Here is a 19,381-nt window from a genome sequence, read left to right as displayed (position 1 = left end):
GTCCAAGATCGTGACGCGGGTGGACGCCAGCGCACCGCCCGGGCGGGGTGGGGTGGGGGGTCAGGATTCGCTGACGCCGAAACGGTCGTGGAACCGTTTCAACGGCGCCGGGGCCCACCAGTTGGCCTTGCCGAGCAACGCCATCAAGGACGGGACCAGCAGGGCGCGCACGATCGTCGCGTCGATCAGCACCGCGATGGCCGTGCCGATCCCGAGTTCCTTGATGAAGATGATCTGCGATGTCGCGAACGATCCGAGCGCGATCGCGAACAGCAGGGCGGCAGCCGTGACGATACGACCCGTGCGTTGCAGTCCGAGCGCCACGGATTCTCGTTCGCCGGCGCCGTTGTCGCGCGCTTCCTTGATCCGGGTCAACAAGAACACCGCGTAGTCCGTCGAGAGTCCGAAGACCACTGCGAACAAGAAGACCGGCTGAGACGACTCCAATGCTCCCTGGCTCGTGTAGTCCAGCAGCCCTTCGAAGCGGCCGTCCTGAAACACCAGGACGAGGATGCCGAATGTCGCGCCGATCGTCAGCACGTTCATGACGAGTGCCTTGATCGGCAGGATCACCGATCCGGTCAGCATGAACAAAGTGCCCAGAGTCAGGACCCCCAGGATCGCGAGGGCGATCGGTACCTTCGACGCGATCGCCGCGACCTGGTCGACCTGGTCGGCGCTCGCCCCGCCGACCAGCGCAGCGCCGGGTGCCTGCACATCGCGGATGTCTGCGACCAGGTCGAGGGTCTTCTCGTCGAGAGTCGTCGCTGCCGGGATGACGTCGACCTGCCACGTCCGGCTGCCGAGGAACTGCGGTTCCGAGACATTCGCGGCACCGCGGAGTTCGGCGAGTTCGGCCGCGTAGGCCCCGATCGCTTCGGCCTGCGACTCCGGCGCGGTGACCGCCACGACGACGGGGGAAGACTCGACGCCCACGAACTCGGATCGCAGCACCTGATCGACCTTCTTGGCCGCCGCGCTGTCGGGCAGCACCGAGGCGTCCACACCGGTGAACTTGACGCCGAGGAACGGTGCCGTGAGCGCGATGAGAATCGCCGCGCCGGTGAGCGCGATCGCGACCGGGAACCGCATCACGAAGGCTGCCAGGCGGAACCAGAACCCTTTGGCCTCCTGAGCGGTTTCGGCGGCCCGTGCCCGCTGCCACCGTTGGGGTGCCAGAGCGTTGACCCGATGCTGCAGGACGGCGAACACCGCGGGCAACACGATCAGCGAGACCGCGGCGGCGACGAGCGCAACGATCGTCACGCCGATGCCCATCGAATACAGGAACCGCAGGGGGAAGACCAGCAGGGCAAGGCCGGCGCACGCGACGGTGACCGCCGAGAATGCCACGGTCCGTCCCGCAGTCGCGAGGGTCCGACGGATGGCCTCCGCGCCGGGTCCCACACGTTCGAGCTCCTCCCGGTAGCGCGACACCAGGAACAGGGAGTAGTCGATCGCGAGGCCCAGTCCGAGGCCCGTGATCAGGTTGAGGGCGAAGATCGAGATGTCGATGACCTCGTTGACACCCCTCACCACGAGCATCGATGTGACGATCGTCAGGCCACCGACGAGCAGCGGCAGCAGCGCTGCGACAGCGGAGCGGAAGACCCACAAGGACACCAGGAACAGCAACGGGAACGCGATCATCTCGGCGATCAACAGATCGTGCTCGACCTGTTCGTTGACTTCCTGATAGGCCGGACCGCCGCCGCCGACCTGCACACCCTCGATCTGCTCGAGCTCGTGGCGCAGGTGCTCGGTAGTGGTGTCGGCATCGGTGCCTGCGCGGTAGATCGCGGCCAGGTAGGTCCGCGAACCGTCCTTGGAGATGAACTGCGGGCCCGCTTCAGGCCCGCCGACGACGGCCGCGACGCCCTTTTCGTCCTCGAGTGCCGCGGTGGCGGCCCCGACGGCGGTGGTGTCGGCGGAGTCGATCAGCGCGATCAGATCGGGCGCGGCCTTCTGACCGGTCGCGGCCTCGATCTGCCGGATGGCCTGGGCGCTCTCGGAGCTGGTGTCGGAGAACGAATCGTTGTCGGTGTTGAGCATTCCGGCGACCGGTCCGCCGAGGATTCCGGCCAGGACGAAGAACAGTGCGGTCACACCGAGAACCCGCTTGGGTCGATGATTGGCGAGACGGGCCAGCGCTGCGAACATCAGAACTCCTTCAGCACGGCGACGGGATCGCCCATCAGATCGGTCAGGTCGAGTGCGCCGACGACCGTCAGCAGCATTCCGTAGGCCATGAAGTTGCGTACCTCTTCGGCAGACGCACCGCTCAGCTCGGCCACGTCCTCCCAGATCTCGCGATATGTGCGTTGGGCGACTTCGTGGATCGCCGGATCGGAGGCTGCGGCCCAGGTGTGCAGTTGGCAGCGCAATGAGTTGACATCGGCCTCCATGAAGCCGAGATAGGCCAGTCCCATCGCTTGGAGCGGCGATGTGTCGGCGTCGCGCTGCTCGACGGCTTCGCGGAACCTCTGACGTAGCCCGGCCGTATGCTGTTCGATCGCTGCGGTGATCAGCCCGGCCTTGGTGCCGAACAGCCTGAAGATGTACGGCTGGGAGACGCCGGCTCGTTCGGCGATGACGTCGACCGAGGTCGCATGCATGCCCGATCGTCCGTATTCCTCCATGGCCGCCTCCAGGATCAGGACTTTGCGATCCTCGGCCTTCATGCGTTTCCCAGTCACCATGGGAGTTAAGTTAGTGACTACTTACAAACTCTGTCAATACTTCAGGGCGTCGGCGGCTCGAAGGTCCACGGCGTGCGTGGAATACCGGCGATATCGAAGCCCTGGAGCAGCTCGTCTGGACTGCTACCGGAAAGCCCGAGCGAGTCGACCATGAGTGCGAACGCGTCAATACCCCGTTCGCGGAGTTCGCGTAGGGTTACCGCCCCATCGCGCTTGGCGAGGCGCTGACCATCGTGGTTGAGCGCGAGCGGGACGTGGACATATGACGGGGGAGTCGCGCCCAGAAGCGTGGCCAAATACGCATGCCGTGGCGCGGAACTCAACAGGTCGTCGCCCCGCACCACTTGGTCGATGCCCTGCTGGGCGTCATCGACCACGACTGCCAGGTTGTAGGCGACGGCACCGTCGCCACGACGCAGTACGAAGTCATCGACGATTCCGCGGTACGTGCCGTGAAGTGCATCCTCGACCGTGAATGCATCGGTATCGGAACGCAGCCGCAGGGCAGTCGGTCTCTGGCTTCGCCGCACTGCTCGCTGTGCATCGCTGAGATCGCGGCATGTGCCGGGATACGCGCCGGGCGGGGCATGGGGCGCCGACGGGGCATCGAGAATCTCGCGGCGAGAGCAGTAGCACTCGAACAACAGTCCGCGGCCGCCGAGTGAGGCCAGCGCGGCATCGTAGAGTCGTGCCCGTTCCGACTGACGCACAACAGGACCATCCCAGTCGAGCCCGATCGCTGCGAGATCCTCGAGCTGGCGCTGTTCGGCACCCACCTTGACGCGGTCGAGATCCTCGACCCGGATCACGAAGTCGCGCCCCGTGCGGCGGGCACACAACCAGGCCAGCAACGCGGTGCGCAGGTTGCCGACATGCAGGTCGCCCGAAGGAGAAGGGGCGAACCGGCCAGACGTCACAGGACCTATTGTCGCCGACCGAACGTCAGAGGGTCGACCGACTACGTGAATCGGTCGACCGCCCGGCGGATCGGTGTTGCCGTCAGACCTCTCCGCGCCACCCCCCGGTCTCATGACCACCGCGGTCCTCGATGAAGGTCTTGAACCGGGCGAGATCGCCCTTGACCCGGCGATCGAGGATTCCGGCCTTGTCGCCGACAGTCTCCACGAAGCCTTCGGGATCGATGTTCATCGTGACGGTGACGGCCGAACGCCCAGCGTCCAAGGGGCGAAATGTCACTTCGCCGGCGTGATTGGGTCCGTCATCGGATTGCCATGCGATGCGCTGGTCAGGGTGCTGTGCCGTGATGGTCGCATCGAACTCCCGGCTGACCGGGCCGACTTTCGTGACCCAATGCACGTGGGTGTCGTCGAGTTGGTCGACGCGTTCGACGCCTTCCATGAATTGTGGGAAGGACTCGAACTGTGTCCATTGGTTGTAGGCCGTCGTGGCGTCGACGTCGAGCTCGATGGATTCGGTGATGGTGCTCATAGCTCTGCTCCTTTCGTCTTGTCCTGCGTACCCGCGCAGCGCGGGTCAATTCGTCCTAGGGTGAGATTTGCTGCATTCGGCGGGCCGTGTCGACACTGTGGGTGTGGATACTGCGGTAACGGCCAACGGCCGGTGACCGGATAGGTGCGGAAAGGTCTGGAATTCTAGTCATTTCGGACCATGGGCGTAATCCGATTCCAGCGATACCGTGACGCGCATGCTCACACTCGTCGTCTGGTTCGGGTTCATATTGGTGATCATCGGTCTGGTCATGCTCCTCGGCGGAATCCTGTACAGGCCGCCGGTTACCGCCCTCGACGGAACCACGCCCGAACGCAAGTGGTGGGAGAAGCTCCTCGACAAGATCTTGGAGCTGGTCGACAAGCTCCTTGATCCAGTGACGCCGACGAAGGTCAAACTTCAAATCCTCGGGCTTCTGGTCATGGTCATCGGTGTCGTCTTCGCGCTGGGTGCGCTCTATGTCGGTGCCAAGAACGACCTTGATGACAAGCCCGACCCGAAGCCCACGACGTCTGCGCCCAGTCCGAGTGCACCGACGCCGTGACGGTGGGCGTGTTCACGTTCACGCCAAGTAGCTAAACTGTCGCCACTTTGTCCCGGTGACAGGCAGGACGTAGCGCCTCAAGTGCAGGCCGAGCCGCGGCGATGGGGGCTCCGGATTCTCAGTCCGTGCTCGGCGCCGACGAGATGGCGGCCACCAGCTCCCCGGCACGGTCCTCCGGCAGGTTCCGGGCGATATCGGCCTGGCTGATCATCCCGACCAGTTCATGGCCGTCGATCACCGGGAGCCTTCGCACCCCAGCTTCGGTCATGGTCTTCAGCGCTTCTTCGACCGAGTCGTCTGCACCGATCGTGACGACCTCATCCCCGGCATAGTCCGCGACACGAACTTGTGTTGTGTCCATGCCTTCGGCGACGCAGTTGAGGACGATGTCCCGATCGGTGATCATGCCCGCGAGCTTGTCGTCCTCCCCGCAGATCGGCAGTGCTCCCACTTCGAGGTCTCGCATCTTCTGGGCAGCTTCGCTGACCGTCTCGTCGACGCGGACGCACTCCGCACCCTCGGTCATGATTTCTCGTGCTGTAGTCATGTCACACCTCTGGGCGGTCTCTTGCAGGTGCTGTTTCGATACCCGGACCAGGGCATGTGAACGCCTCGTCGGACAAATTTTCCTTGTTTCGGAAACTTCGTCTATTGATGGCTCGTACTGGGTAAGAGCCCGACGCGGGGCCGGTGGGCGCAGCCTGCCGCTGCGAACAGGGCCACCGGCACCCGCCCAGGTCAGAGCCGCGCACGCGATTCATCGGACTTGCGGGGACATCTAGTGGGCGCGACCCATTCGTCCGGGCGAGTATTGGGCAGCGCCGACCCGTGACGCTGGCGGTCCGAACTTGCTACATGCAGTTGGAGGCGTAGTAGGCCGAGACCCTTCTACCTGCAGCAGTGAACTCTTTGATCTGGTCGCTGAGCTTGGACGTTTCGAGGTTGGCGGGATCGCTCATTGTCTCGAAGTAGTCGGTCATGACACCGACATCGCCCTTGATCTCCGATGGAGCCAGATCCTCGGCTTCACCCATGACTTCGGCGATGGCTTTGGCGGTGTCTGAGGCCGGCTCCCCGCTGGAGTTCCCCCTCAGGGCGTCCTTCGCCTCGAGGAATTTCTCGCAGAACGCACCGCCCTCGGAGTCGCCGTCGGACTCGGTGTCGGGGGCACCGACCGTGGGCGGGTCGTCCAGCTCAGGTGCGTCGACAGTCAAGGAGGAAGAGGCCTCGTCCTTGTCGTCGTCATCTCCGCCGAAAATCTGTGTGGCACCGAAGGCGACTCCGCCGATCAGGATCAGAACAACGGCCACCATGCTTGCCAGGACCCAGAAGTTCTTCTTGTTGTCGCCGGTCGCTCCGGGCGTCGAAGAGACCTGCGTGCCGCCCGGAGGGACGGATTCGTGGGCCGAGGCGGTGGAGGGCTGAGCTGGCGACGGGGCTGCGTAGGTTGCCTGGGCCGGCTCGGCCGACTGGATGGGCTCGGTGGGTTGGGCCTGCTCGACCGGCGGGGCGGGCGGAGTCGCCGGCGGGGCGGGCGGGGCCACGGATGAACTGGAGCGCAGCGCCAGCACCGCGTTGACCGTGGGATCGCCCTGCTGTCCGAGCCAGTCGAGCAGGGCGGGATACGCGGCGGGATGCACGGCGATCGCCGGCCAGAGGCCACGATCGATCTGGGCCAGCTCGGCGAGCCGCGCGGCGCTGGTGGAGGGGTCTTGTGATTCGCGGACGAGATCTGCCGATGCCATAGGTGTGTTCCTTCCCAGAACGGTGCCCGTCCCCCTGACGCGCTGCGAGGAGAATACCGGGTCGTCTGCATCGAGTACGCGTGAGCCTTGCCTGGGATCGGAAGCAGAACACAGCGTCTGGAGATTTCGTACCTGTCTGTCGACGAGACGATGGCGGGCTTGGGCTCGGCGCCTGGTCCTGTGATCCCAGTGGGTTCCCGGAAACGAAGAAGGCCTCCTGACTCGCGTTTCCACAGGTCAGGAGGCTTTTACAAGTCTGAGTGAAGGCAGCCGACCTACACTCGTTCGCGGGTTGAGGGCGGTCGCCCTCTTGTGTCTTCGTCCTCGGACAGCGACAGCAGGGACGGTCCGACCCGGACCAGGACCTGGGCCTCGTACCGCTGGATCTCGAATTCAAGCGTGTCACCCCAGTCCCGGCCAGCGGCGAGCGGCGCGACTCGGTCGTCTGCGGTCACGAGCCGAAATTGCGGGCCGTCCTCCGAGTCGAACAGCGAGGCAACGAGCACGGTCCCGGGTGCAACTGCCGCCGTCGCATCGACGAGGTAGCGCCCGAGACGCTCGGCGATCGCGACCTCGACGTCCTGGGTGCCAGATCGGACTCTGAGATCCACCTCCCGCTCGCGCGCCGTCGACAGCGCCTGGCAGAACCAGCCCCCAGCATTGACCAACTCGGGCCGCAGCTGGATCACCTCCCGCAGGTAGGTCTCCTCGCGGCCGCACCGCCGTTGCGCTTCTTCCGACGTCGGGTCCATCGTCTCGGCAAGCTCACGCAGCAGGTCGGCGGCGCTCTCGATACCTGCCATCCTCCAGCGGGCCCGGATCAATGCCGCCGCTTCCTGCGCGTCGACTGCCTCCTCTGTTCGGGCGGTCACTTCGAGCTCGCGTACGGCGCGGGCCGCGATGGCCCGCAGCTGCAGGTTGAAGACGCCCCATCCGGTCACCCACACCAGGCCAGTGGTCATGATGACCAGCGTGGTGGTCAGCGCCGTGGTCGTGTCGGCCAGTAGCGTAGCGGCAGCCACCGCGACGGCTGCATAGGCGCTCACGCCCAGCGCCACCTGGCGTGCACGGGCTCCGGCCACGAGGATGAAGATCGGCCCGATCGGTGCCACGGCCTGCCAGGCCAGGTTGTACCCGCTGCCGAAGCCCACGCTCGACCCCGAGATCAGGAAGGCGACGGGTGCCACGACGATCAGCGCCGCGGTGGCGGGGCCGGTAAGCCGCTCGTGGCGGCGCCAGCTGCGCCACACAGCGACCGAGACGCCCACGACTACCGCGGCCAACAGGTAGTCGGGGGTGAAGGTACCCGGGTGGTTCACCGGACCGAGGCCGATGCCGCCCGCCGCGACGAGCGACGACATGAGAAGCGCGCCGGTCATCCGGATCCGGTTGACATCGCGGCGGAAGTCCCCGCCACCACTGTCCGCGGCCGCGGTCGCGGCGGCCGGCTGCCAAGCCATCTCTGCGCGGACACCGGCGTCGGATGCCGTGTGGAGCTCGAGTGTGATGCCCTCTTCGGCGAGGCGCGTCCGGACCGATGACGCGAGTCCGCGCTCGGTGACGTGGGCCGGTGCGAAGCCGCGCCCCTGGTCGCTGACGACCACGCGCACGCCCGCACTGTCGGCGGTGACGTCGACGCTCACCTCCGGCACGCCGGCGTGCTTCTCGGCGTTGGTGACCAGCTCGGTGATCGCCCCGCTGAATGCCACGCGGACCCCGTCCGGAAGGCCCGACCAGCACGCGGAGAGCGCCCCGCCCGAGAGCCCTGGCGTGATGACCGCGATCGAGTGTCGCGCCAGGCCCGCCTCGGGTGAGGCCGCAGCGGCGGCCGCGTCCTCGGACGCGCTCACCAGCTGTTCGAGGACCCGGGCATCGGCCCGGCACCGGTCCCGTACCGCGTCGATATCGGCCACTGCGGCGCCGCCACGGACGACCGCCGCGAGCGTGTTGATGGCGGTGTCGTGCACCTGGCGCTGCTCCTCGGCGGCCAGGCGCGCCGTCAACGTCCGCGCCTCCAGCCGTACTGCCGCGCGCAGCGCCTCGTCGTGGCTCGCGTCGACCGAGCGTGTGAACCGCAGGAGCGGGGCCAGACCGGGAAGGCCGACGAAGATGGCCAGAGGTCCAGTCGCCGCGGCCGACAGCGCGACCCTCCCGCCGTCGGATGGGTCGACCAAATAGATCGCGAACGCGACGCCGAGGCACGACAGCACCGACAACACCAAGTCGATCCGACGCCGCAGGACCAAGCCCTGAGCCACCGCGGCAAACACGAAGATCTGGTACGTCGCCACGGCGAACGGGGTAGAGGGGCCCGCCGCCTGCGCCCAGTTGAAGACGAACACGACGTGCTGCGCCAAGAAGACCAGCCACGCCGGAATCCGCGGCGACTTCCATGCCGCGGCAGCCAATCCGACCAGAGCGAGATTGACCACCAGCACCGTTGTCGCGTCCCGGTCGCCCTCAGGGCCAACGAAGAAGGCGACGAGCAGCACCGGAGCCCACACCACGATGCCCGCAAGGAACGCCCAGCGCACCGAAGCCTGGAAACTCTTCACAGCCCACCCTCGACCGGCCTCCTGGTCGCCCTCCGAGCCGCCGCTGTTCACACTCACCCTCCCCAGCAGTACCTGGCCGTTCGCGCAGCCAGATGCATCCTAGGGACCCCATGACACGCGTGGCCGAGGGCCCGCTCATTGCGGTCATCGGCACGTCGAGGATGGCCTGCTCGACCAGTCGCGGTGTTGGGCGGCAACATAGAAGGCCCGAACCCCGGCCCTTGATGACTTGGGTCGAAGTTCGAACCTTATGCAGTGGTACCCCCAACGGGATTCGAACCCGTGCTACCGCCGTGAAAGGGCGGCGTCCTAGGCCGCTAGACGATGGGGGCCTTGGAACCCGACCAGCATAGTGGGTCGCCCCGCTCGGCGTGAAACCGGATCCGGCATCATGGGTTCATGATCGAGCTGAGCGAGGATCGGTTCGCCGAACTGGTCGAGGATGCCTTCGCGGCGGTACCGACCGAGCTCGCCGCGCTGCTCGACAATGTCGTGCTGTTCATCGAGGACGACGCGCCCCCGCACGACCCTCATCTGCTGGGCCTCTATGACGGAATTCCGCTGACCGAGCGCGACGGCACGTACGCGGGTGTCGTCCCTGACCGGATCTTCGTGTATCGCAATCCGACGCTCGCGATCTGTGACACCGAGGCCGACGTCATAGAAGAGGTCGGGATCACCGTCGTGCACGAGATCGCGCACCACTTCGGCATCGAGGACGACCGGCTGCATGAGCTGGGCTATGCCTGAGTTGTCGCGAGCGGCCGACCGGTTCCACACGGTCGGCGAGGGTGTTGAGACCTGGCACAGCTTTTCCTACGGGGCGCACTACGACCCCGACCGGATCGGTTTCGGGCCGATCATGGCGATCAACACCGAGCACGTCGCTCCAGGCGGCGGATACGACCTGCACGACCACGCAGACGTCGAGATCGTGACGTGGGTCCTGACCGGTGCCTTGCGGCATGAGGACTCTACGGGGCAGACGGGTGAGATCCATCCGGGCACCGCTCAGCGGCTCAGTGCGGGCACGGGCGTGCAGCACTCCGAACGCAATGCTTCAGAAACCGAGCCGCTCGTGTTCGTGCAGATGATGCTGCGATCCGACCACGACGGCGCCCCTGAGTATCGACAGGTTGACGTCGATCCTGTGCCGAGCAAGCTCGTCCGTACTGTGCCCGTGCACGCGCCGGCCGAACTGTTCGCTCTTCGTCTCGACGCCGACCAGAACATCACGGTCCCGGTGGCACCGCGCAGCCTGCTGATCGTGACGACCGGCGAGGTGCGCGTGGCAGGAGAGCTGCTCGGGCCGGGTGATGAGATCAGGTTCACCGGCGAGGGTGAGTACGATCTGAGTGCGCCCAGCGCCGCGACCGCGCTGATCTGGCAACTGCAGAGGTGACCTGATGACCGTCCTCGTTCTCAATGGACCCAACCTAGGGCGCCTCGGTGTGCGTGAACCCGATGTCTACGGCACCGCGACGTACTCCGATCTGGTGACCAGATGCGAGCAGGTTGCGGGTGACGTCGGAGTCGAGATCGAGGTTCGTCAGACCGATTCCGAGGCCGAGATGATCGGCTGGCTGCACGCCGCCGCCGATTCAAGTGCCGACGTCATCATCAATGCCGGCGCCTGGACCCACACGTCGATCGCGGTGCGCGATGCCGCGAGCCAGCTCAATGCCCGACTCGTCGAGGTGCACCTGAGCAATGTTCACGCACGGGAGTCGTTCCGCCGCACCTCGTACCTGAGCGATATCGCATCGGCGGTCGTCGTGGGTATGGGGATCGAAGGTTATGCAGCGGCGATCCGCTACATCGCACAGGCCTGAAGCCGCCTGGCTTTATCCACAGGTGCGCTGAAAGCGCTGGCACGATTCAGACTTCTCCATTTGGCTTGTGGTGATGCCCGAAGGAGTTGCCTACCATGACTGCCATGACCGCTGTGCCGACGAAACAGCCCGCCGGGCTTCCGCGTCGTCCGCTGACCCGCGCCGATCTCGACGCGATGCCCGATGACGGGCACCGCTACGAACTCATCGACGGAATCCTCATCGTGAGTCCCGCGCCGCGCATTAATCACCAGCGGGCCGTGGCGCACATGTACCGGCTGTTGTTCGCAGCCTGCCCGCCGGATCTCGAAGTATTGTTCGCGCCGGTCGATGTCGCCTTGTCCGATGACACCGTGATGCAACCCGATCTCGTGGTTGCTCGCCGAGAAGACTTCACAGAACGTGATCTCCCGATCGCGCCGGTGCTGGCGATCGAAGTGCTCTCGCCGAGCACGCGTGCATTCGACCTGCTGTTGAAAAAGGACCGTCTGCAGCGGGCGGGCTGTGCCCACTACTGGGTCGTCGATCCGGACATCCCGGCCATCCTGGCCTGGAAACTCGTCGACGGCGTTTACGCCGAAGCGGGCCGCGCCGAGGGTCAGGATTCGCTCCGCCTGTCCGCGCCATTCGACGTGGAGATCCCAGTAAGTCGTTTCCTCACGCAACCATCTTAGGTTCACCTGCCCTTCCCAGTTCCGGTCGGCGGGAATAACCTGACGATCGTGAATGGTTGGCACAGAGCGTGAGAGGTTTGCACGCACACAAGCAAGCAGTTGACCGGTTGCTGGAGTCCTATCGGGGGATCCCACCGGGTGGCCGAGTACGCCTGGCGAAGAAGACATCTAATCTGTTCCGTCCGCGTGCAGCCAACGATGCGCCGGGCCTCGACGTCAGCGACCTCGACGGCGTCATCTCGATCGACACCGAGTCCTGGACGGCTGATGTGCAGGGGATCTGTACCTATGAGGATCTCGTCGCCGCGACTCTTCCGCATGGATTCATCCCCTACGTCATCCCGCAACTTCGCACGATCACGCTGGGCGGGGCCGTTACCGGGCTGGGCATCGAGTCGACGTCCTTCCGTAACGGCCTCCCGCACGAGTCGGTCCTGGAGATGGACATTCTCACCGGATCCGGCGAAGTCATCACTGCAACCCCCGATGGCGACCACGCCGATCTGTTCGAGGCGTTTCCCAACTCCTACGGCAGCCTCGGCTACGCGACCCGGTTGAAGATCAAACTCGAAAAGGTTCCGCCCTATGTGACCTTGCGGCATCTGCATTTCGACGATGCCAAGCTCGCGATCGAGGCGATCGAGACGATTGCCGAATCAGGCGAATGGCACGGCGAACGGGTTGACGGACTCGACGGCACGGCCTTCACCCCGACCGAGATCTATCTGACCCTGGCCTGCTTCACCGACGTCCCGCAACGTGTCAGCGACTACACGGGCCAGCAGATCTACTACAAGTCGATCCGGTCCAGGGAGATCGACGCCCTGACCATGAATGACTACATCTGGCGCTGGGACACCGACTGGTTCTGGTGCTCGGGTGCGTTCGGGGCTCAGAACAAGTGGATCCGCCGCATCTGGCCCGCCAAATACCGGCGCAGCGATGTGTTCCACAAGATCGTGGGCCTCGACGAGCGCTTCGGGATCATCCGCACGCTCGACAAGATCAAGAAGATCCCGGGCCGCGAACGTGTCATCCAAGACATCGAGGTGCCGCTCGACAAGGTGCCCGAATTCCTCGATTGGTTCGACGCCGAAGTCGGCATGCGGCCGGTGTGGCTGTGTCCCTTGCGGACGACTCGCAGGTGGCCGGCCTATCCGCTCGAGCCGGCCAAGACCTATGTCAACGCCGGATTCTGGGGCACCGTCGAGGTGCCTGGCGACGCCCCTGCCGGCATGGTCAATCGGAAGATCGAAGCGGCCGTACACGAGATGGGCGGCCACAAGTCGCTGTACTCCGAGGCCTTCTACGACAAAGAGACATTCGATCAGATGTACGGCGGTGAGGTGCTTGCCGCCGTGAGCCGGCGGTACGACCCCGACGGCAGACTGAGCACCCTGTACGAGAAAGCAGTGAGGAACTCATGACCACAGATGTGACGGCAAAGCTGACGATCGCGGATGCTCTCGGCAAGCTCATGAAGGACGGCATCCCGTTCCGCTTCGAGGCATTCGACGGGAGCGCCGCCGGGCCGGTCGACGCTCCCTTCACGCTGCGGCTGCTCAACGAGCGTGGCCTGTCGTATCTGATGACGGCACCGGGAGATCTCGGCTTCGCGCGCGCCTATGTCGCCGGCGACCTCGAACTCGAGGGCGTCCACCCGGGCAATCCGTATGAGGCCATGGTCCTGATCATGAGCCAGCTCAGATTCAAGGTGCCGTCGGCGGCCGAGATGGTCAAGATCGTGCGTAGCCTCGGATTCGGCAATCTGAAGCCGCCGCAGCCGCCCGCCGAGGAGCATCTGCCCAAGTGGCGCCGTGCGCTCGAGGGATTGCGTCACAACAAGAAGCGCGACGCCGAGGCGATTCATCATCATTACGACGTGTCCAACCGGTTCTATGAGCTGGTCCTGGGCGAGTCGATGACCTACACGTGTGCGGTCTACCCCACGCTCGAATCGACATTGGAAGAGGCGCAGTTTGCCAAGTACGACCTGATCGCACGCAAGCTCGACCTGCAGCCGGGGCAGCGCCTGCTCGACATCGGCTGCGGCTGGGGCGGCATGGTCCGTCACGCAGCCAAGCACTACGGGGTCAAGGCGCTCGGCGTCACCCTCTCGCGTGAGCAGGCAGCCTGGGCGCAGGAAGAAATCAAGCGTCAGGGCCTCGATCACCTTGCCGAGGTGCGGTTCCTCGATTATCGCGATGTCACCGAGGCCAACTTCGACGCGATCAGCTCGATCGGTCTGACCGAGCACATCGGCGTCAAACAGTACGACGAGTACTTCGGCTTCCTGCACGACAAGCTCAAGGTCGGCGGTCGTTTGCTCAACCATTGCATCACCCGGCCCAGCAACAAGACGACGACGACCGGCGCGTTCATCGACCGCTATGTGTTCCCTGACGGCGAGCTGACCGGAGTCGGTCGTATCCAGGTCGCGGTCCAGGATGCCGGCCTGGAGGTCCGTCACGTGGAGAATCTGCGTGAGCATTACGCCATGACGCTCAAGGGCTGGTGTGACAACTTGGTCGAGCATTGGGATGAATGCCTCGAAGAAGTCACGCTCGGACGGGCGAAGGTATGGGGCATCTACATGGCCGGCTCCCGTCTGGTCCGGACCGCGTCTCCCGGTCCGGACCCGCGCTGCGCCGTGCGAACTGTAGAGTCCCCCCAGTGACAGATGAGCAGGAAGAGTTCGAGATATGAGTACGACGAGTGTCTCCGAGGACACCCCGACGGTGGCAGTTGTCACTGTCTCCGCGGCGACCTATCAGGTGGTCGTGCCAGATCCTGGCGCCGATGAAATCCAACGTCACCTCCTGACCACGGGCACACCCTATGGGTCTGATCTGCTGACAGCCGTCTCTGCGCTCCTCGGTCCGGATGATCTGGTACTCGACGTCGGTGCCAGCATCGGTAATCACACGCTTTTCTGGGCCAGCGTTGTGGGCTGCTCCGTGGTCGCCTTCGAATCGGACAGTCGGCTCGCCGCAGCCCTCGAGCTGAGCGTCGAGCGCAATGACCTGGGTGGACGCGTGGCAGTCCGCCAGTTCATCCCCACAGAAGCGAACCCGGAAGACTTCGAGGTTCGTCGGCTCAATGCTGAGAGTTTTGATCGTCCCGTCGCACTGATCAAGATCGATGTCGACGGTGCAGAGGGCGATGTCCTGCGGGGAGTGGGCGAACTGATCGGCCGGGATCGACCGATCCTGTGCGTCGAAGTGCGAGACCTTGACGGTTTCGATGCAGTTTCTGCCTGGATGCTCGAGCACGATTACGGTTACCGGACGACCTACGACACGACGTCTGCACACCTGTTCGTGCCTTCCGCAGAGCAGGAACGAGAAGCTAACGAAGTTGTTGTCGGCCTTGTGCGGGCCGCCTACTTGGCGCGTGACGAGATGGCCGCGCTGCGACAGACAATCGCACTCCGCGCGGATCCAGCCTCGCTTTCCGTCTCCCAGGGTCAGGAGTCACGGGAGCTGAACAATGCTCGTATGGCCTACGAGAAGGTTCATTCCGAAGCACTCCAGTACCGCAGCGAGCGAGATGCGCGGGTGACGGAGATCGCGCGGCTTCGCGAACAACTCCAGCGCAGTCGAGCGCAGCTGAAACGCGAACGTGGTCAGACGGCAAAACTGGCCAAGCAGGCACAGTTGCTGAGTCGCCATCCCGCCTTGCGAGCGTCGCGGTTGGCCAAGCGGGTCCTCCGCAGGCCTGCGAGGATCCTGCGCCGGCTGATGCCGCGCCGACCGACTGTCTCGACACCGACGGCGAAGGTCATCACGCCTCCGAGGGAGGTCCGGACCAGCCCGCTGAGTGAATTCCGGCTGCTGGACCCCGAGACCCTTGCAGTGCGCGAGACCCAGGCACAACGGTCGTCTGCGGCCTTAGCCTCGATCGTCGCTTCCGGCGAGCCGCTCAGAATTGCCACCGTGGTCGACGAGTTCACGCGCCAGGCTCTCGCCGAGGACTGCACGCTTCTCAACCTCAACTCGAACACGTGGCGCGAACAGCTTGAGATGTTCGCGCCACACCTGTTGTTCGTTGAATCTGCTTGGCGCGGTGACCAAGGTTCGTGGCATAACACGGTTCCGCGCCTTGATGAGAACATGCGCGGCATTCTCGAGTACTGCCGAGAGCGTTCGATCCCGACGGTCTTCTGGAACAAGGAGGACCCAGTTCACTTCGAGACGTTCCTGCGTGTTGCCGCGGAGTTCGACCAGGTCTTCACAACTGATGTTGATCGCGTCGGGGCATACATGTCGCGGATCGGACACTCGCGCGTCGGGCTTCTGGCGTTCGCGTGCCAGCCGACGATCCACAATCCGGTCGAGACCGTCGACCGCCAGGAAGCGCTGGTCTTCGCCGGCGGCTACTACCAGCGCTACCCCGAACGTATGGCGGATTTGCGCGCCCTGGTCAATGGGATCTCATCGGCGTTGCCGATCGAGATCTTCGATCGAAATCTGGGTACAACCTTGGAGGCCTACTCGTTCCCGGATGAGTATCGCCAGTACATCGTCGGCACCTTGGCGCCCAAAGATATCGACATCGCCTACAAGGGTTATCGCTACGCCCTGAATCTGAACTCGGTGAAGTCCTCTCAGAGCATGTTCGCGCGTCGCGCCTATGAACTGCTTGCCTCAAACACGATGACGATCTCCAACTATGCTCGGGGAATCAAGGTCATGCTCGGTGAGCTGATTCCGATGTCGGACTCCGAGGACCAGATCAGGCACCTTGTCGAGGGGCTGGTGTCGGACCCGGACCGAACTGACAAGATCCGCGCGATGGGACTGCGCAAGGTACTCGGTGAACACACCTACGCACATCGGCTCGCCACGGTCGTCACGACTCTGACGGGCGTGCGTCCGGACCAAAAGGTTCCGGCGGTCACTGTGTTGACCAAGGTGTCGTCGGTCGTTGAAGCAAAGCGTGCCCAGGAAAGGGCTGAAGCGCAAAGCGGGGTCGACGCGACGCTAGTGCTGGTCACCGATGACGAGGAGACCCGTCGCTGGGCAACCGCCAACTCGGTGGCGGTCTATGCGGAGTATGACTTGGCCGGCTTGACGCTGGCCGATGTCGCCTCCGGGGAGGACGTGGGGATCGCCTGTCTGCATCAGGACGACTGGTACGGCGAGCATTATCTCGAAGACCTGACGTCGGCCTGGAAGTACTCCAGCGCGCAGGTCGTCGGCAAGAGCGATCACTATGAGGCGGCTGATGGTGCCGTCCGGCACGTCGATGGCGTCCAGTACCGCGCAGCCTCGGACCTGCGGCTGCGAAGTGCGGTGGTGAGCCGGGATGCAGCGCAGTTGGTCCCTACCAGCGTGGTCGCGCAGGACACACGGCTCCCCGAGCAGTTGTCGGGGCTAGCAGTGCACAGATTCGACTACTGTCTCAACGCGGTGGCGCAAGGCGTCGACGTCGCCAAGTCGCTGTCTGCCTGGTTGCCACTCGACACAGGCGTGGCCGTTGACAAGATCGAGCGCCAGGTCGCGGAGATGAAGGTGGACCCGTCAACGGATCGCACGCCCATGGTTCGACTGGAGTCATATCCCTCAAAGCCTCATGTGAAGACCCGTAAAAGCGTTCAGATCACCTTGAACGAACGCGACATCGTCATCAAGTCGACCGTCAGCCCGGGCGCGGTCAGGCGGGTGTGGAGCACCGACCGGATCGATGTCCGTTCGATCTGGCCCGATGGCGTCGCGCGATTCGGTTTTGTCAAGACCGGTGACCTTATCCTGAACCTTCTGCTGCGGTTCGTTGACTCTGACGGGAAAACGCTGGGTTCGAAGTTCGGTGGTCCAGATGTCGAGCAAGAGATCGAGATACCCGAAGGGGCCGCGTGGGCATTCCTGGGGTGGAAGATCAAGGGGCCCGGAAGGGCGAAAGTCGCCAGTCTGGCTCTTGGCCCATCGCACTTTGGCCTACCGCCTCAATTGGGCGGTGAGAACATCGTGCTCATAACCGATCACTATCCGGCCTACGACGAGCTGTACCGGAACGCGTTCGTCCATGCGCGGGTCCGCAAATATCTTGAAGCAGGGCTCAAGCTCGATGTGTTCAGGCCGCAACGCGGCATAGGTGTTCAGCATCGCGAGTTCGAGGGCGTGGAGGTCACGGCCGGTTCGGCGGCCGCTCTGCGTGAACTCCTTGAAACCCAACACCACCGAGCGGTGGTCGTCCACTTCCTCAACCAGCGGGTGTGGGAGGCACTCCAGCACTGCTCGCAGGACACCCGAATCCTGATCTGGGTTCATGGGGCTGAGGTTCAGGCGTGGTGGCGCAGGAAATTCAACTACCAGACCGAGGAGGCGCTCGCTGCGGCTCAGGTTGACAGCGATGCGCGGATCGCGTTCTGGCGCACAGTGATCGACTCCTCAGGCCCGAATGTCCACTTCGTCTTCGTGTCGAGCCATTTCGCGGCCGAGGTTCAACAAGATCTGGAACGCTCGCTGCGACCAGAGCAGTACACGGTCCTGCACAACCCGATCGACACCGATATCTTTCAGTTCCACCCGAAGGATCCGGCCCAGCGTCACGAGATCCTTTCGCTCCGTCCGTATGCGAGCCGGATCTACGCGAACGACCTGGCGGTTGCCGCAGTGCTCGAGTTGTCGAATCAGCCATGGTTCGACCAGCTCTCGTTCCGTTTCGTCGGTGACGGCGAGCTCTTCGAGGAAACGCTGGCCCCACTGCGTGGGATGGCCAATGTGACGATCCAGCGCGGATATCTGACTCATCGCCAGATCGCCGCGCTCTACCGGGACTACGGCGTCATGCTGATCCCGTCACGCTCGGAGACGCACGGCGTGTCCCGGGACGAGGCGATGGCGTCGGGATTGGTCCCGGTCGCCAGCGACGTGGCCGCGGTCCCCGAGTTCGTCAGTGAGGTGGAGGGTTTCCTGGCGCCCTTCGACGACCACCACGGGCTTGCTGCGGCCATCGCGACGTTGCACGATGATCCGGAAGGATTCCTCCGACGCTCGGCGGCGGCCGCCGCGCGTGTGCGCCGTCAGGCCGGCGCGGACGTCATCATCCCCCAAGAGATCAACGTGATTCTGGGTCAGTGACGGGGAACAGTTCGTTTCACTTGCCTGCGGAGAGTCGGGCTCGGAGGCGTTGCATGAGTGAATCGCGAGGCGGGCTCAGCGTCGCAAGGCCGCGCAGGGTTTCGTGATAGACAGCGTCGACATAGTGATAGGGCGAAGGTCCCCACTTGTGCGCCCGATCCGTGACGAACACAGTTCGCGGATAGTCGAGGAATCGCACGCCGCGAGTCTTGGCGATGATCGCGTACAGCTGTTCGAGGCGGGCGTTGTGGACGTCAGTTTGGGTGGGATCGCCGACAGCCGAGCCGGCCTGGTCGGTCTTTGCCCAGAAGACGCGATTGACGACGATCTTCTTGGGATCGACCAGCTTGATCAACGTCTCCCACCCGCGGGTGAACTCGGCGAAGTACTCAGCCGAGCCCTGCTCGACCATGGTGCTTCGGTCGACTTTTACGCCAGAACCTTGTAGCTCAGGTGACCAGGTGACGTATGTTTCGCCGACTCGAATCACACGAAGTCGCTCATCTATCAGATCGATCAGCAAAACGTCGAAATCGCTCGCGCTCAAGTGCGTGGAAAGCTGTTTCAGCAGGTCTCGATCCACCATGCGCCGTTGGAATGCGCTTGTGATGGCGTCGAGATCCATGTTCGGCAGGAGGTCGAGATTCGGGGCAGGAGCGAATGCGCTGGCCAGGCTCGATCTGGCTGCATAGTCGACGACTTCGGGTGCGCCGTCGAACTCGAAGGCATCACGTGACACGCAGCTTCCGTAAATGAATACCCGCAGCCCGTTCGACACAG

At 64.2% G+C, this 19,381-nt stretch carries 16 protein-coding genes and 1 tRNA gene; 8 read left to right on the top strand and 9 right to left on the bottom strand.

The window, feature by feature from the left end; translation table 11 throughout:
- Positions 1 to 60: 60 nt before the first annotated feature.
- The 4 genes from ACXJKC_RS12540 to ACXJKC_RS12525 form a co-directional block, all read right to left on the bottom strand.
- Positions 61 to 2,160 carry an MMPL family transporter gene (locus ACXJKC_RS12540; RefSeq protein ID WP_456697052.1) on the bottom strand — a complete coding sequence of 700 codons (2,100 nt, stop codon included), beginning with the start codon at positions 2,158 to 2,160 and terminating at the stop codon, positions 61 to 63.
- On the bottom strand, positions 2,160 to 2,699 hold the full coding sequence (locus ACXJKC_RS12535; RefSeq protein WP_456697051.1) for a TetR/AcrR family transcriptional regulator: 540 nt from the start codon (positions 2,697 to 2,699) through the stop codon (positions 2,160 to 2,162). The genes ACXJKC_RS12540 and ACXJKC_RS12535 overlap by 1 nt, the downstream gene beginning before the upstream one ends.
- A gap of 41 nt (positions 2,700 to 2,740) precedes the next feature.
- Positions 2,741 to 3,616: a tRNA glutamyl-Q(34) synthetase GluQRS gene (gluQRS, locus tag ACXJKC_RS12530; RefSeq protein WP_456697050.1), complete on the bottom strand. Its 876-nt coding sequence runs from the start codon at positions 3,614 to 3,616 to the stop codon at positions 2,741 to 2,743.
- An 82-nt stretch (positions 3,617 to 3,698) separates the two neighbouring features.
- Positions 3,699 to 4,148 (bottom strand): SRPBCC family protein, encoded by a 450-nt coding sequence (locus tag ACXJKC_RS12525; protein WP_456697049.1) that lies wholly within the window; start codon positions 4,146 to 4,148, stop codon positions 3,699 to 3,701.
- A 217-nt stretch (positions 4,149 to 4,365) separates the two neighbouring features.
- Between ACXJKC_RS12525 and ACXJKC_RS12520 the strand changes: the two genes are divergently transcribed.
- Positions 4,366 to 4,713 (top strand): hypothetical protein, encoded by a 348-nt coding sequence (locus ACXJKC_RS12520; protein WP_456697048.1) that lies wholly within the window; start codon positions 4,366 to 4,368, stop codon positions 4,711 to 4,713.
- 118 nt (positions 4,714 to 4,831) lie between these two features.
- Here ACXJKC_RS12520 and ACXJKC_RS12515 read toward each other — a convergent pair whose 3' ends face one another.
- From ACXJKC_RS12515 to ACXJKC_RS12500, 4 genes are all read right to left on the bottom strand, one after another.
- Positions 4,832 to 5,260: a CBS domain-containing protein gene (locus ACXJKC_RS12515; RefSeq protein ID WP_456697047.1), complete on the bottom strand. Its 429-nt coding sequence runs from the start codon at positions 5,258 to 5,260 to the stop codon at positions 4,832 to 4,834.
- A gap of 304 nt (positions 5,261 to 5,564) precedes the next feature.
- Entirely contained in the window at positions 5,565 to 6,458 is an 894-nt protein-coding gene (locus tag ACXJKC_RS12510) for a variant leucine-rich repeat-containing protein (RefSeq protein WP_456697046.1), read from the bottom strand.
- A 275-nt stretch (positions 6,459 to 6,733) separates the two neighbouring features.
- Positions 6,734 to 9,013, bottom strand: coding sequence for a hypothetical protein (locus ACXJKC_RS12505; RefSeq protein WP_456697045.1), 2,280 nt, complete (start codon positions 9,011 to 9,013; stop codon positions 6,734 to 6,736).
- Positions 9,014 to 9,269: 256 nt separating this feature from the next.
- Positions 9,270 to 9,345 (bottom strand) — tRNA-Glu (locus ACXJKC_RS12500).
- A 67-nt stretch (positions 9,346 to 9,412) separates the two neighbouring features.
- Between ACXJKC_RS12500 and ACXJKC_RS12495 the strand changes: the two genes are divergently transcribed.
- The 7 genes from ACXJKC_RS12495 (at position 9,413) to ACXJKC_RS12465 (ending at position 18,601) form a co-directional block, all read left to right on the top strand.
- Positions 9,413 to 9,763 carry a metallopeptidase family protein gene (locus ACXJKC_RS12495; protein ID WP_456697044.1) on the top strand — a complete coding sequence of 117 codons (351 nt, stop codon included), beginning with the start codon at positions 9,413 to 9,415 and terminating at the stop codon, positions 9,761 to 9,763.
- On the top strand, positions 9,756 to 10,415 hold the full coding sequence (locus tag ACXJKC_RS12490; protein WP_456697043.1) for a pirin family protein: 660 nt from the start codon (positions 9,756 to 9,758) through the stop codon (positions 10,413 to 10,415). The genes ACXJKC_RS12495 and ACXJKC_RS12490 overlap by 8 nt, the downstream gene beginning before the upstream one ends.
- A gap of 4 nt (positions 10,416 to 10,419) precedes the next feature.
- Complete coding sequence (gene aroQ / locus ACXJKC_RS12485; RefSeq protein WP_456697042.1) at positions 10,420 to 10,845, top strand: type II 3-dehydroquinate dehydratase; 426 nt, start codon at positions 10,420 to 10,422, stop codon at positions 10,843 to 10,845.
- Positions 10,846 to 10,940: 95 nt separating this feature from the next.
- Positions 10,941 to 11,519: a Uma2 family endonuclease gene (locus ACXJKC_RS12480; RefSeq protein WP_456697041.1), complete on the top strand. Its 579-nt coding sequence runs from the start codon at positions 10,941 to 10,943 to the stop codon at positions 11,517 to 11,519.
- A gap of 68 nt (positions 11,520 to 11,587) precedes the next feature.
- Positions 11,588 to 12,946, top strand: coding sequence for an FAD-binding oxidoreductase (locus ACXJKC_RS12475; protein ID WP_456697040.1), 1,359 nt, complete (start codon positions 11,588 to 11,590; stop codon positions 12,944 to 12,946).
- Positions 12,943 to 14,196, top strand: a complete 1,254-nt coding sequence (locus tag ACXJKC_RS12470) for a class I SAM-dependent methyltransferase (protein WP_456697039.1) — start codon at positions 12,943 to 12,945, stop codon at positions 14,194 to 14,196. The genes ACXJKC_RS12475 and ACXJKC_RS12470 overlap by 4 nt, the downstream gene beginning before the upstream one ends.
- A gap of 25 nt (positions 14,197 to 14,221) precedes the next feature.
- On the top strand, positions 14,222 to 18,601 hold the full coding sequence (locus ACXJKC_RS12465; RefSeq protein ID WP_456697038.1) for a glycosyltransferase family protein: 4,380 nt from the start codon (positions 14,222 to 14,224) through the stop codon (positions 18,599 to 18,601).
- Between the two features lie 16 nt (positions 18,602 to 18,617).
- Here the strand turns inward: ACXJKC_RS12465 and ACXJKC_RS12460 are convergent, their stop codons facing one another.
- Positions 18,618 to 19,379, bottom strand: coding sequence for a DUF6270 domain-containing protein (locus ACXJKC_RS12460; RefSeq protein WP_456697037.1), 762 nt, complete (start codon positions 19,377 to 19,379; stop codon positions 18,618 to 18,620).
- Positions 19,380 to 19,381 lie beyond the last annotated feature (2 nt).

This window comes from Aeromicrobium sp. P5_D10 (assembly GCF_054049535.1).
The sequence above is the reverse complement of the archived record's forward strand: the minus strand, read 5'-3'. Positions and strand labels throughout refer to the sequence as shown.

What these genes read in the sequence shown, in the direction of transcription:
- ACXJKC_RS12540 (WP_456697052.1), bottom strand. Translation starts at nt 2,160, where the DNA reads ATGTTCGCAGCGCTGGCCCGTCTCGCCAATCATCGACCCAAGCGGGTT.
- ACXJKC_RS12535 (WP_456697051.1), bottom strand. Translation starts at nt 2,699, where the DNA reads ATGGTGACTGGGAAACGCATGAAGGCCGAGGATCGCAAAGTCCTGATC.
- ACXJKC_RS12525 (WP_456697049.1), bottom strand. Translation starts at nt 4,148, where the DNA reads ATGAGCACCATCACCGAATCCATCGAGCTCGACGTCGACGCCACGACG.
- ACXJKC_RS12520 (WP_456697048.1), top strand. Translation starts at nt 4,366, where the DNA reads ATGCTCACACTCGTCGTCTGGTTCGGGTTCATATTGGTGATCATCGGT.
- ACXJKC_RS12515 (WP_456697047.1), bottom strand. Translation starts at nt 5,260, where the DNA reads ATGACTACAGCACGAGAAATCATGACCGAGGGTGCGGAGTGCGTCCGC.
- ACXJKC_RS12510 (WP_456697046.1), bottom strand. Translation starts at nt 6,458, where the DNA reads ATGGCATCGGCAGATCTCGTCCGCGAATCACAAGACCCCTCCACCAGC.
- ACXJKC_RS12495 (WP_456697044.1), top strand. Translation starts at nt 9,413, where the DNA reads ATGATCGAGCTGAGCGAGGATCGGTTCGCCGAACTGGTCGAGGATGCC.
- ACXJKC_RS12490 (WP_456697043.1), top strand. Translation starts at nt 9,756, where the DNA reads ATGCCTGAGTTGTCGCGAGCGGCCGACCGGTTCCACACGGTCGGCGAG.
- aroQ (WP_456697042.1), top strand. Translation starts at nt 10,420, where the DNA reads ATGACCGTCCTCGTTCTCAATGGACCCAACCTAGGGCGCCTCGGTGTG.
- ACXJKC_RS12480 (WP_456697041.1), top strand. Translation starts at nt 10,941, where the DNA reads ATGACTGCCATGACCGCTGTGCCGACGAAACAGCCCGCCGGGCTTCCG.
- ACXJKC_RS12470 (WP_456697039.1), top strand. Translation starts at nt 12,943, where the DNA reads ATGACCACAGATGTGACGGCAAAGCTGACGATCGCGGATGCTCTCGGC.
- ACXJKC_RS12465 (WP_456697038.1), top strand. Translation starts at nt 14,222, where the DNA reads ATGAGTACGACGAGTGTCTCCGAGGACACCCCGACGGTGGCAGTTGTC.